The 14,576-nt window shown below is 43.4% G+C and carries 4 protein-coding genes; all 4 read left to right on the plus strand.

The genetic code is table 11. From position 1 onward, the window contains the following. Positions 1-35 precede the first annotated feature (35 nt). The 4 genes from NSQ79_RS03035 (at position 36) to NSQ79_RS03050 (ending at position 14,365) form a co-directional block, all read left to right on the plus strand. Positions 36-6,155: a ZmpA/ZmpB/ZmpC family metallo-endopeptidase gene (locus NSQ79_RS03035; RefSeq protein ID WP_164332110.1), complete on the plus strand. Its 6,120-nt coding sequence runs from the start codon at positions 36-38 to the stop codon at positions 6,153-6,155. 456 nt (positions 6,156-6,611) lie between these two features. Next, on the plus strand, positions 6,612-9,794 hold the full coding sequence (locus NSQ79_RS03040; protein WP_045001585.1) for a YSIRK-type signal peptide-containing protein: 3,183 nt from the start codon (positions 6,612-6,614) through the stop codon (positions 9,792-9,794). Positions 9,795-9,980: 186 nt separating this feature from the next. After that, positions 9,981-11,189, plus strand: a complete 1,209-nt coding sequence (locus NSQ79_RS03045; protein WP_045001586.1) for an exonuclease SbcCD subunit D — start codon at positions 9,981-9,983, stop codon at positions 11,187-11,189. After that, the gene (locus NSQ79_RS03050; protein ID WP_164332109.1) at positions 11,186-14,365 is read left to right on the plus strand and encodes an SMC family ATPase; all 3,180 of its coding nucleotides are present in this window, start codon (positions 11,186-11,188) and stop codon (positions 14,363-14,365) included. The genes NSQ79_RS03045 and NSQ79_RS03050 overlap by 4 nt, the downstream gene beginning before the upstream one ends. Positions 14,366-14,576 lie beyond the last annotated feature (211 nt).

Genomic DNA, 14,576 nt, shown 5'->3' on the forward strand with positions numbered 1-14,576 from the left:
TGGGGTACAAGGATTAACTTATAGGAAGATTTTGAATGAAACAAGCAAATCATGTTTTTGAAAAAGTGACAAAATACGGCATTCGTAAGTTGTCGGTAGGTGTAGGACCAGTTGCTATCGGGACATTCTTGTTAGCAGGTGGTTTTTTCGTGTCTAAACCAGTCTCTGCAGATCAGGTTACTAAGGATGCAACGGTACACATGGCCTATGTCGCTGAAAATGAATTAACAGCTGAAGAGCAACAGCAAGTGGTCCATGCTATTCCTGAGGACTACCAGAATGAAGATACTTTTTATTTGGTCTACAAACGTAAGGGTGCTACGCAAACTAGTCTTCCTCAGACAGGAAGTTCTGACTGGGTAGCGTCAGGTTTAGGACTAGCAACGGCGACCATGGCTGTGTTGCTCTTTTCAAAAAAACATCGTAAAAAGATTATTGGCTTGGTCTTGATTGGGGCCGCTGGGCAAAGTCTCCTTGTGCCAATAGAGGTTCTTGCCTTGCAAAACAAGGAGTTGCAGGCCTATAATCAGACCCTTGCTGTTGCAGACGAGGCGGACCTAGCTAAAGGTGTTATTGCAATTGATGGTTATGAGTATGTCGGTTATCTGCGTTACTCAGCTAAGCCAGAGCTTGAACAACCTTTGGAGAATACTTTGCAGGGGCTTGAGTCTTCAATAAAAGAAGAGACTACAGTAAATCAGGGTACAGCTGATAAGGATAGTGAGGGAATCAGTTGGAAAAAGGGAACTCAGGAGTCAGGTCACGAAGGCGAAGCTGTGGTTCAACCTGCTAATCCAGAGTATACCGGACCAATTAGTGCCAATGGTACGCAAGAATCAGGTCACGAAGGTGAAGCTCTTGTTCAGCCCGTAGCCCCAGAGTATACCGGACCAATCAGTGCCAATGGCACCCAGGAAGTTGGTCACGAGGGTGAAGCTGTAGTTCAGCCTGTCAATCCAGAGTACACCGGTTCAATCAATAGCGACACTACCAGTGCCAAAGGCACACAAGAACCAGGTCACGAAGGCGAAACTCTTGTTCAACCTGTCGCCCCAGAATATACCGGCCCAATCAGTGCCAATGGAACGCAAGAGGTTGGTCACGAAGGCGAGGCTCTAGTTCAACCCGCCACTCCAGAGTACACCGGTTCAATCAGTAGCGATACTACAAGTACCAATGGTACGCAAGAAGTTGGTCACGAAGGTGAAGCTGTGGTTCAGCCTGTCAATCCAGCGTACACCGGTTCAATCAATAGCGACACTACCAGTGCCAAAGGAACACAAGAATCAGGTCACGAAGGCGAAGCTGTGGTTCAACCTGTCGCCCCAGAATATACCGGCCCAATCAGTGCCAAAGGTACGCAAGAATCAGGTCACGAAGGTGAAGCTCTAGTTCAACCCGTAGCCCCAGAGTATACAGGACCAATCAGTGCCAATGGCACCCAGGAAGTTGGTCACGAGGGTGAAGCTGTAGTTCAGCCTGTCAATCCAGCGTACACCGGTTCAATCAATAGCGACACTACCAGTGCCAAAGGAACACAAGAATCAGGCCACGAAGGTGAGGCCCTTGTTCAACCTGAGAATCCTGTTCATACCCCAGTTGTCGGCAGTATCACAGAGACTGAAACGCAAGCCATCGATTATCCTATCGAAGTGATTACGGATGATAACAAGTATGTGGATGAAGAAGTGGTCGAGCAAGAGGGTAAAAAAGGTAGCCAAGAAATCCAGAAAATTTACCAAACCATTGATGGTGTCAAGGTTGGTGAGCCGACTATTGTGTCAGGTAAGGTTATTGAGGTGCCACAACCTAGAAAAATCCGTCGTGGAAGCAAGCCTCTAGATGGCACAACGACCGAAGAATCTATTGTAGAGCTTCCATTTAAAGAAATTGTCCAAGAAGATGACACACTTGAGAAAGGCACTTTACAGGTTGTCCAAGAAGGTCAAAAAGGCCAAAATAAAATCACCAAGGTTTATAAGACCTATAAGGGAAACAAGACTGCTGAAGAACCAACTGTTACTGAAACAGTGCTAGTGCCTGTCCAAGATCGTATCGTTCGCAAAGGAACTAAGGTATCTGAAAAACCAGTGCTTACGCTGACACAGATTGACAAGGATGACTTGGGTCGAAGTGCCAAACTTAGCTACAACTTGACTAATCCAGGTTCAGCAACTATCACGACTATTAAAGCGGTCCTTAAGCAAGATGGACAGGTTGTTCAAACGCTTGATATTCCTAGCACGACCTTGACTGCTGACCTAACCAACTTAGACTATTACAAGCCTTATACTCTTACAACAACCATGACCTTTGATCGTGGCAATGGTGAGGAGAGTCAGGTTTTGGCAGACCAAACTCTCCAACTGGATCTCAAGAAGGTTGAGCTTAAAGATTTTGCACGTACAGATTTGATCAAGTATGACAATCAAACAGAAGTGGATGAGACTCGTCTGACAGCTGTGCCTCAAGATCTCACGAATTACTACTTGAAACTGACTTCTGCGGATCAAAAGACGACTTACTTGGCAGTGAAAGCCATCGAAGAAACAACAGTTGATGGCAAGGCGGTTTATAAGGTAACTGCAGAAGCGGACAATTTGGTACAACGTGATGCCCAAAACCATTTTGCACAAACCTATAGCTATTACATTGAGAAACCTAAGGCTAGCCAAGCCAATGTCTACTATGATTTTGCTGAGTTGGTCAATGCCATTCAAGCAAATCCATCAGGTGAATTTAGACTTGGTCAAAGCATGAGTGCTCGTCACGTCGTTCCAAACGGCAAATCATACATCACGACAGAATTTACTGGTAAGTTGCTCAGTGATGGTGACAAACGCTTTGCCATCTATGATTTAGAGCATCCATTGTTTAATGTTATCAATGGCGGAACTATCAAGAACATCAACTTTGAAAATGTAGACATCAATCGCCCTGATCAAAATCAAATCGCGACACTTGGATTTAACCTTAAAAACAAAGGTCTGATTGAAGATGTTAAGGTGACTGGTTCGGTTACTGGTAACAATGACGTGGCAGGTATTGTCAATAAGATTGATGAAGATGGCAAAATTGAGAATGTCGCCTTTGTCGGTAAGATTAACTCTGTCGGTAATAACTCGACAGTTGGTGGGATTGCTGGTTCAAACTACATGGGATTCGTCAACAGAGCCTATGTCGATGCGACTATTACAGCTCAAAATGCCAATGCAAGTATGCTGGTGCCATTTGTTACCTACATGCTCAACAGCTGGAAGTCAGGAACTAAGGCCAAGGTGACCAATTCAGTAGCCAAGGGTGTGCTTGATGTCAAAAACACACGAAATGTCGGTGGTATTGTCGCTAAGACTTGGCCATACGGTGCTGTTCAAGACAACGTGACCTACGCCAAGGTTATCAAGGGCCAAGAAATCTTTGCTTCGAATGATGTCAATGACGAAGATGGTGGACCACATATCAAAGACCTCTTTGGTGTAGTTGGTTACAGCTCCGCCGAAGATGGCACTGGTAAAGATACTAAGAGTCCTAAAAAACTCAAACATTTGACCAAGGAAGAAGCTGACAAGCGTGTTGAAGGTTACAAGATTACAGCTGATACATTTGTCAGCGAGCCATACGCGTTGAACACCCTTAACAACGTTTCTAGTCAAGCAGATTTTGCCAATATTCAAGACTATAATCCAGCATACAAACAGGCTTACAAGAATATTGAGAAATTCCAGCCATTCTATAATAAGGATTATATTGTCTACCAAGCCAACAAACTGGCTAAAGACCACAACTTGAATACCAAAGAGGTGCTCTCAGTAACTCCAATGAATGACAGTAATTTTGTTACAGACTTAAGCGATGCTAATAAGATTATTGTTCATTATGCTGATGGAAGCAAAGACTACTTCAAGCTTTCAGAGAGTTCAGAAGGGTTGAGCAATGTTAAGGAGTACACTGTCACTGATTTGGGTATCAAGTACACTCCAAATATCGTTCAGAAAGACCACTCAAGCCTTATCAATGGCATCGTTGATATCCTAAAACCGATTGAGTTGCAGTCTGATCCAATTTACCAAAAACTTGGTCGTACAGGTCCAAATAAGGTCAATGCTATCAAGAACCTCTTCTTGGAAGAAAGCTTTGAGGCTGTTAAGGCTAATTTGACGAACCTTGTGACTAAGCTGGTTCAAAATGAAGATCACCAGCTTAACCAATCACCAGCTGCTCAACAAATGATTCTTGACAAGGTTGAGAAGAATAAAGCAGCCCTCTTGCTAGGCTTGACCTACTTGAATCGTTATTACGGTGTGAAGTTTGATGATCTTAACATCAAAGAAATCATGCTCTTCAAACCAGATTTCTATGGTAAAAATGTGGATGTCCTTGACCGTTTGATTGAGATTGGCTCTAAGGAAAATAATATCAGTGGTTCAAGAACCTACGATGCTTTCGGTGAAGTTCTCGCTAAGAGTACCCTTTCTAGTGATCTTACCGACTTCCTCAACTACAACCGAAAACTCTTTACCACTATCGACAATATGAATGATTGGTTCATTGATGCCGCTAAGGATAAGGTCTACGTTGTAGAGAAAGCGTCTCAAAATGAAGGTGTTGGTGAGCACAAGTATCGTGTTTATGACAACCTCAGTCGTGGTCTCCACCGCAAGATGATTTTGCCATTGTTGAACCTTGATAAGACAGAAATGTTCCTGATTTCTACCTATGACACCATGTCTTATGGTACAGCTAACAAGTACAACACAACCCTAGAAAAGTTGAAACCTGAGATTGATCTAGCGGCTCAACGTCAAATCAACTACCTTGATTTCTGGCAAAGATTGGCCGCAGATAATGTCAAAAACAAATTGTTCAAAGACATTGTCAATCCAATCTGGGAAGGTTTCTATGTCTGGGGTCATGGTTGGCCAGGTTGGCCAGAGCGCTACGGCCAATTTAAGAACAGTACGGAAGTCTATGCGCCAATCCGTGAAATCTATGGACCAGTCGGTGAGTACTACGGTGATAACGGAGCTATGGCTGGTGCCTATGCTGCCATCTACGACAATCCATATGATAATCGTGCCAAGGTTACCTTCGTCATGTCTAACATGATTAGTGAGTACGGTGCATCAGCCTTCACTCATGAAACAACCCATATCAATGACCGTATTGCCTACTTTGGAGGTTTTGGTCGTCGTGAAGGAACAAATGTCGAAGCCTATGCACAAGGTATGCTACAGTCACCAGCTACTCAAGGTCACCAAGGTGAATACGGTGCCCTAGGCCTTAACATGACCTTTGAAAGAGCCAACGATGGTAACCAGTGGTACAACACCAATCCAAACAAGTTGAACTCTCGTGAGGCCATCGACCGTTACATGAAGGGCTACAACGATACCCTTATGCTTCTAGATTCACTTGAAGGAGAAGCAGTCCTTGGTCAAGGCAAGCAAGAGCTCAATAACGCATGGTTCAAGAAGGTAGATAAACAGCTACGAGGCAATAGTAAAAACCAATACGACAAGGTGCGTGCTCTAAGTGATAGCGAAAAGGCTATTAGTTTGACCACTATTGATGACCTTGTGGATAATAACCTCATGACCAATCGTGGACCTGGAAATGGTGTTTATAAACCGGAGGACTTTTCTTCTGCCTATGTCAATGTGCCTATGATGTCTGCTATTTATGGTGGTAATACCAGTGAGGGCTCTCCAGGTGCTATGTCCTTCAAGCACAATACCTTCAGACTCTGGGGATACTACGGCTATGAAAAAGGTTTCCTAGGTTATGCGACCAACAAGTATAAACAAGAAGCAAAAGCGGCTGGTAAGGATACCCTTGGAGACGACTTTATCATTAGCAAGATTTCTGATGGTCAGTTCAACTCCCTAGAAGACTTCAAGAAAGCTTACTTCAAAGAAGTCAAAGAAAAAGCGTCACATGGTTTGACGACAGTTACGATTGATGGCGCATCAGTAAGCTCTTACGATGATTTGTTAGCCTTGTTTAAAGCGGCAGTCGCCAAAGACGCTGCAAGTCTTAAAACAGATAATAATGGCAATAAATCTGTGTCAACAAGCCATACGACAAAACTCAAAGAAGCTGTCTATAAGAAACTCCTACAAGAGACAGATAGTTTCACAAGTTCTATTTTCAAGTAATAGATGAAAGAAACCCTTTTGGTAAATGCCAAAGGGGTTTTTGATACTGTCGGGAATGCGGGTGGTAGGAGCCTTTAGGTCAGTGTTGGCAAGGGATTGAGAAAGATGTGAGTTAAGCCATTAAAAAAATTCCTTTTGAAGGGAGAGAATTTTGAATTTTAATAAATATCACTATAACTAAAAAATAAGGTTAGAGTGACGAACGTTTTTAATAAAAGATGGTTTGATATAAAAGTATTTTGAAAATTATAGAACTGACAAAATAGGGGATTGTGCTAAACAAAAGTACGAACAATTTGATGTTTCAAAGGACTTAGATAAAAGTTTTAAATTAATGTTTTTTAATAAAAGTTAAACTTTTACACGATTATTAGTATATATTTGACAATTTAATAATTATAGTATAAAATGGAAATCGTATATAAAGTAATTTGGATATTGAGGAAATTTATTATTATGAGAGATATGTTTAATAAACGCCAACGTTTTTCATTAAGAAAATATAGCTTTGGTGTGGCCTCTGTCCTTTTGGGAGTTTCAATCTTCTCAAATGCACAGGGTGCCCAAGCTGACGAAACGGTAGCACCAACTACCGCAGGTATGGAAACAACTGCTGAGCCAGATGTCGTCGTGGAGCAATCAACACCAACAACAGCATCAGTAGCTCCAGCAACAACAGAAAACACACCAAGTTCAATCTCTACTGTGGCCTTGGCTAGTGAACAACCCCAATCAGTAGCTCAAAACAGCCAAGCAACTTCAACAACTAGTCAAACAGCAGCTAGTTCAGAAGTAGCTTCTCAGGCTGCATCGCAAGCGAGCTCTGAATCTGCAGCAGCGGCTGCTTCATCTGTAGTTACTAGTGCACAAGCTCTTAGCTCAGCAGCTGTAGCAGAAACTCCAGCTGCTGGTCAAGTATCAGCACAAACAAGTGTGGCTGCTTCAGTTGCGACTGTAGCAGAAACTGCCAGTGCAGAGTCTACGACTAACGCTGTAAATAGCGTCCTTAAAGTAGCGACTAGCGAGTTGGCTGTGACAAGCAGTGAATTGAATGCTGCTGAAGCAAGCCTTAACTCTGAAAATCTCATCAACGCTATGGGTCTTGCAGTATCAAACCGTAGCCTTCGTACAGCTGATGCGGTTGCTGTTTTGACAAATGCTGGAGCAGGCTCAACAAACCCTGACTTGACAAACCTCGGCTACAAACTTGACTATTTACCAGGGCGTCAACAATACTTTGTTAACATTGACTACATCAACCACCTCAAAGTCGGTCGTGATAACCGTGGAGTAATGAGACCTTATGACTACGTTACAAACGGTAATTACATGGTTGTCGTTAACTATGCCAACCTTGGTATTATTGACTATGTTGATGAAGCAGGAAACAAGATTCCTGGATCTTCAACCTACCGTATCAATAACTCAACTGAAACAATCACAGCAAACGGTAAGACTTACAATAAAATCTACGATGCTGGTGTAACAGAACTTCCACCAGTACCAGCAGGATACCGCATCAAGTATGCAACTGCTGACAAATCAAAAGCTAATGCTTACGTAGATGTCTTGAAGTCAGAACGTCAATACGACTATAACAACGGTGTTGCAACTATCCGTTCTGAACGTGCTTGGGACCGTAACCAAAGTCGTGTGGTTGACCTTGTTCAATTTGCTAACGGTTCACAAGGTTTGGATGCTTCAATTGATGCCAATGGTGGTGGTCAATACCTAGCTCCAGGTTACCATTACCACATTATCGTTGAAAAAGACACTAGAGATGTCACTAAAGCAACAAGTCAAACAGTGACTTACACTGGTGCTGATACGAAGACACCAGCTGCCAACACTCAAAATGACTTTAGCTTCAACGGTAAAGAAGATCCTACAACTAATACAACAACTTGGACTGAAACGACTCACACTTATGGAACAGTTAAGACTCCAGTTGTTACTGGTTACTATGCCGATAAAGCTGTAGCAGGTGGTAAGACAGTTACTCCAGATGCACCAAATGCAACAGACACAGTGACATACAAAGCCTTTGGTAAATTTATCGCTGTGGATGAAAATGGAAATCCAATTCCAGGTGTATCAACAACTGCCTACACAAACGATCCTAATGATGCGACTAAGATGATTGCTATCGACAAGACGCTTCCAAGCATTCCTGGCTACACTGTTAAGGTTGTACCTGCCACACCAGGTGACTTGTCTAGCGATACTAAGGTTGTTTACGTTAAGAACGATCAAAAAGCAAGTGTTACTTACCGTGATGAAACAAGTGGTTCAATCCTTGAAACGGTTGCTTTGGCTGGTAAGTCTGGCGAAGCGATTAACTACTCAACAGCTGAACGTATCAAACACTATCAAGACCTTGGCTATGCCCTTGTGACAGATGGTTACCCAGCTGGTGCAAGCTTTGACTTGGATAGCACAGTTGACCAAGCTTGGACAGTAAGCTTCAAACGTGTAGCACTTGACTTTAATCCAGACAATGCACACGAACCAGGAACTCCAATCTACCCTAACCAACCAAACGGTCCAAAATGGCCAGCTAAGGATGCTTACCTTAAAGATGTTACTTACACTGTTCACTATACAAGCAAGAACAGAAATGCTAAATTGCCAGCTGACAGTGTTCAAAAGGCACAATGGAAACGTTCATTGACCCTTGATTCTGTAACAGGTGACATTCTTGCTGCAGGTGAATGGAAGGCTGATAAGACTAAGTTCGACCTCGTAATCACACCATTGGTTAACGGTTATTTCGCCGATAAAGGCCGTGTGGCTTCTCAAGATGTCACTATGGACAACAAGGTTGAAACTGTTACTTACACTAAATTTGGTAAGATTATTGCCGTTGACGAAAAAGGTAATCCAATCCCAGGTGTTGAAGCAGTTACTTACACAAATGATCCTAACGATCCAACTAAGGCTGCCATGACACTTGTTCCTGAAGTGAAGGGTTACAAGGCCGAGAAGACTGCTGTGACACCAAGCAACCCTGGTGCTGATACAAAGGTTATTTATAAGTTAACTAACGCAGAACCCGCTAAACCGACAACTAACAAAGACCTTGGTACTATCGTTGTCATCTACCGTGATGAATATGGCAACCAAATCAAGATGCCACTCGTTATCACTAACTCTGTTGGTTCTGAAGTTAACGTTCACGGTGACCGTTATATCTACCGGAATGGTGTGAAATACGAATTGATTCGTCAAGAAGGTAAATCTACAGACAAGATGACAAAAGGTCAAACAGTCGTGACCTATATTTATCGTAAGGTCGAAGATGGCTCAACACCTTCAAATGGTAATAATGGTCAATCTGGAAATGGTGGAAATTCAACTTCTAAAGCTGTAAAAGCGGCCTCAAACGGATCTAAAGGATCTAAAGGATCTAAAGGTTCTGGATCAGCAGCCGATGGCGCTTCAGATGGTAAAGGTTCAGATAAGAAGAAATCTGGAAACAAAGATGGTAAGAAGGCAGATGGTTCTGATAAAGCTAAAGAAGGCGACGAACAATTGCCAGTAACAGGTGAGTCAGATAACAACCTCGCAGCAATGGGTGTTGTTGTTATGGGACTTATGTCAGGACTTGCGGCTATGAATCGTCGTAAAAACCAAGACTAAGATTTCCACACCTTATCTCTCATAAATTCCAAAAATAAAATCTCTCTCGAGTGAATTGCTCGGGAGAGATTTTTTGGGTCTTTGTAGATAAAACTCAAGAAAGCTCCGAATGTTTGTGAATCTTTTAAGCAGTATTTAGCTTGATAAGGTACAATAGAGTAAGACAAAACGAATGAGGAGACTGTCATGAAGTTTTTACATACGTCAGATTGGCATGTGGGGCGAACCCTCAATGGCTGGTCTTTGCTGGAGGAGCAGGAGTGGGCCTTTCAACAAATAGTGGATTTGGCAATTCGTGAACAGGTGGATGGGGTCATCATTGCTGGGGATCTCTATGACCGTGCGGTGCCGCCTGTGGATGCGATTAAACTTTTTAATAAGACCTTGGCACGTTTGGTCTTGGAGGAGCAGATTCCCGTCTATGCCATTAGTGGTAATCACGATGGGGCTGAACGCTTGCATTTTGGGAGAGACTTTTTTCAACCTCAGGGTCTTCATTTAAGCACACGTTTGGAGGAGGCCTTTGAGCCGATTGAGTTGGAGGATTGCCAGATTTTCCTACTTCCCTTTATAGATCCTATTGATGCTCGGATTTATTATAAGGACGATGAGGATAAGGAGATTCAGGGGATTGGTGATGCTTTAGCCTACATTCTTGAGGATATGGAGAAAGCTTTTGATCCCGACAAATCACATATTTTGGTGACGCATTTTGCGGTTTCTAAGAAGGATGATAGCGATGGTCAAAGTCTTCGAGAACTGATGTTGTCTGAAACTAGCAATACAGTAGGTGGGCTTACCAATGTGACCAGTGACCTTTTCAGGGCCTTCGATTATGTGGCCTTGGGGCATATCCATACCCGCTTTGCCAGTCCGACCCAGCGCGTGCAATATTCAGGCAGTCCGGTCGCCTTTAATGTCAAAGAAGCCAAGCGCAAGGAAGAAAAGGGTGTTTATATTGTTGAATTGGATGCGACTGGTAACTTGTCTCAGACCTTCCATTCTCTAGAGGTTAGACGGCCGATTTTGACCTTGCAGGCGCCTTTTGAAACCTTGATGTCACCTGAATTTTATAAGAACCAACCCTGTCAAAAGGCTTGGTTTGCCTTTGATATTCAACTGTCCAGCCGTAAGGAATTAGAGGGTATCAATGTGCGTGCCCGTCTGGAAGAAATTTATGGGACAGATATTGTAGAAATCACCTTCAGTCGTCTGGGTGATGTTAGGGAAGAAAACGTGACTGTTGATCAGCACTTAAAAGAGTTGGAAATGCAGTCGCCGCAGGAAATTGTCTCTGATTTTTACCAGACAGTGACTGGGGGCGATGTCTTGTCAGAAAGACAGACTGCCCTTGTGGAAAGTATTTTTGAGGAGATTGGAAGGAGCCGACAATGAGACCAGTCCAGTTAGAATTGACCAATTTTGGACCTTATCGTAAGGAGGTCATCAATTTCACCCAGTTTGACCATGCTCCTCTCTTTTTGATTGGTGGGGACACGGGGGCTGGTAAGAGTACTCTCTTTGATGCCATGACAGTGTCCTTGTTTGCGACAACCAGTGGTGATCGTAATGTCGAGGAGATGCGGTCGACCTTCGCTAGTCCAGAGGATGATTTGACCAAGGTGACTTTTTACTTCCAACAAGGTAACCATCTTTACCGCATTGAGCGAATTCTCCAGCAGGAGAGGGCAAAGCGAGGCGGTGGCACGACCATGCAAAAAGCAACGGCTTCTCTAGTCATTGTGGATAAGATTGGTGGTCAGGAGATTGAAAAGCTAGGAGATAAAATCAAGGAAGTGAGTGACCAGATTGAGCAGATTTTGGGTCTCGATGCTGAGCAGTTCAAACAGATTATCCTTCTTCCGCAAAATGATTTCAGTCGTTTCTTGAAAGAAGATTCCAAGACCAAGACTCAAATTTTGAAGAAAATCTTTGGAACGGGTATTTTTGACCGTTTTCAAAAGAGTTTGGAAGAGCGTCTTCGTCAGAGTAATAAGGGTATGGATAAGCGCCAGGCTCAGCTAGATGGCCATTTTGCCAGTCAGGTTTGGTCTGAGGAGGAATTAGCTGTTCTGGCCCAAACGCCAGCCTCTGAAAAATTGGTACGTCTTGAAGACCTTTTGGCACAACGTCAAGAAAATCTTGAAGAGCAGAAAAGCATTTTGAAGGATGCCCATGAGGATTTGGCTAAGCTGCAAAAGAGCTTACAAACTGCGCAAGATGTAGCAAAGATTTTCCAAGAATTGGAGCAAGCCAAGGAGCGTTACCGTCTGGAAATTGAGGAAGGTGCTCAGGAACAGGCAGAGGCTAAAGTGCATCTGGAGGAATTGCAGTTTGCCCAAGGGTTGCAGGAAACCATTAGTAGCTTGAAGCAGTATCAGAAGCAGTTGTTGCAAGTAGAACATGACCTTGAAATTGCTCAGGAGGAATTAAAGGCTAAGGAGCAGGCTTTTGAGGAAGTCAAGGCTCAAAAAGTGGCACTTGCAGCTCAGACTGAGGATTTTCTTCAAAAAGAAGAGAAACTGGAAGCGTGGAAAGAGGCTATTATCTATGCCCAGAGTCTTGCCCAAGAGCAGGAGAAAATCAAACGGTCGAGTGCTAACTACAAGCAGTTGGAAGAAACTTATCAGCAGGCTTCGAAAGAGATTGAGTCTCTAAACAAGTCTTTGACAGATTTGGAGGCCAATCGTCTTAGTTTAGAGAGTTTACATGAGGCTGAAAAACTCTTCCAGTCTGTGGGCTACAGTGTGGATAAGCAACTGACTCAGGCCCTGAAAGAAATAGAGGCCTTGAATCAGGAGTTAGAAAAGACGGAAAAACGTCATCAAACCTTATCTTTGGATAGTGACCAAGCTCAAGAAATCTTAAATGAACTGGAAGAGAAGTTAAGAACGACTTTGGCTTCACGTCGTCAACTCATGATTGCCCAGTTGCAGGCAGAATTGGAGGATGGACAGCCCTGTATGGTCTGTGGTTCCTTGGATCATCCTAAGGTCGATGGGACACAGGCTGATGAAACGGCCTTGAAGGATCTCATGGACCAGGTGGAGGAGCTTCAAGCTCAAAAAGAAAAGCAAGTTGCCACCTTGTCAAACCGTCAGGCTACCTTGAGCGAAGTTGAGTCTAAACATCAAGATCTGCTTGACCAAGTGGCTAAAGTTAAGTTAACTCTTGAAAAACACTATCAAGAACTCGAAGAGCAAGTTAAGGGACAGTTTGATTTTAACTTTTCAGAGGATTACGGAGCTGTCCGTGGGCAAGCCTTGTTGAGTGCTGTTGAGAAGCATTATCAAGAACTCCAAAAACGCTATGATAAGGAAGAGGCAGACCGTGTCCATTATCAAGAGAAGTTAGGGCAAGTCCAAGAAAAAGCGATAGATTTGGCTAAGAGCTATCAAGAGGCCAAGGCAGCTCTCGATCAAGCTAAGGAGCGTCTAAAAGAATTGCAGGAAGCTCATCCAGAGCTGGAGTCTGTAGAGGTCTATCAAGAACGAATTTCCCTTGCGAAGCAGGAGTTGGACCTCTACAATAGGCAAGTCAAGGAAAATGGTGAAGCCTACAACCAACTTCATGCCGACATTCAAGGCATCAAGGGGCAGCTTGAGAGCTTGACCAAGTCTAAAGAAAAGACCAGCCAAGAAATGAAACGTTTATCAGCTGAGTTGGACCAAAGTCTTAAGGTCGAAGGTGCCCTCACCAATGACCTAGAGCAAATCCAGCTTTGGCTGCTTGAGGTGAACAAGCAAGCTATTCCTAAGCTTCAGGCCCAATTGACAAGTTACCAAACCCTTAAACAAGAATTGCAGACCCAGATTAGTAAGAGCCAAGAGCTTCTCCAAAATCAAGAAAAACCAGATTTGGTCGCTTTAACACAAGAGGTCCAAACCGGTCAGGAAAGTTACGATACGCAATTGGCTCAGGTCTCTGTCATGGAGAAGGGGCTTAAGGATGCGAATGCTACCTACCAGGCAGCCAAAACCCTTCAAGACAGCAATCAAGAGGCCTTTAAGGCCCACCAAGAACTCAGTGATTTGGTGAAGGTGGTTAAGGGAGAAAATACTGCTCTGACTGGTCGTCTCAATCTTGAGGTCTACGTTATCCGTCAGTATTTCCAACAAATCTTGGACTATGCCAATGCCAACTACATCGGTCTCTTAACGGATAATCGCTATTCCTTTGTCTTGAGCGAGGAAGGACGCAGGGCGCGTGATCACTTTGGTTTGGATATTAACGTCTATGACCAGTTGACAGGTAGTGAACGCTCCGTTAAATCCTTGTCTGGTGGTGAAACCTTTATCGCCGCACTGGCCATTGCCCTATCCCTCTCAGAAGTTGTGCAAAATACCAGCAAGGGTGCCGTTGTTGAAGCTCTCTTCATCGACGAAGGTTTTGGTTCGCTAGATAAAGAGGCTCTCACCAAGGCTATCGCGGTCCTAGAACAAATTGGCGAAAACCGTATGGTCGGTGTCATCAGTCACGTGGACGACATGAAAGAAGGCATCGCCCAGCAACTAGCCATCATCAAGTCACATGATGGTAGTAGCCGCATTAAAATTGTGGATAAGGGGTAAAATATAAAAACTATATTGCTGTCAATTAACGAGAACCAAAAAATATATCCTATAACAGGAGTCCATTTGAATTACTAACATTCATCCAATTTTACTATTAGGGTGAGGATAAGATGATAGTTAATAACCCTATTAGATTGTACTTGGATGTAGGTTTTATGTGATATTGTGTTAAGCTTATCAATATAAAATCAGAAAGATTAATCGTAGG

Origin of the sequence: Streptococcus sp. FSL W7-1342 (assembly GCF_037966635.1) — a bacterium.
GTDB classification, from domain to species: domain Bacteria; phylum Bacillota; class Bacilli; order Lactobacillales; family Streptococcaceae; genus Streptococcus; species Streptococcus salivarius_D.

What these genes read in the sequence shown, in the direction of transcription:
- NSQ79_RS03045 (WP_045001586.1), top strand. Translation starts at nt 9,981, where the DNA reads ATGAAGTTTTTACATACGTCAGATTGGCATGTGGGGCGAACCCTCAAT.
- NSQ79_RS03040 (WP_045001585.1), top strand. Translation starts at nt 6,612, where the DNA reads ATGAGAGATATGTTTAATAAACGCCAACGTTTTTCATTAAGAAAATAT.
- NSQ79_RS03050 (WP_164332109.1), top strand. Translation starts at nt 11,186, where the DNA reads ATGAGACCAGTCCAGTTAGAATTGACCAATTTTGGACCTTATCGTAAG.
- NSQ79_RS03035 (WP_164332110.1), top strand. Translation starts at nt 36, where the DNA reads ATGAAACAAGCAAATCATGTTTTTGAAAAAGTGACAAAATACGGCATT.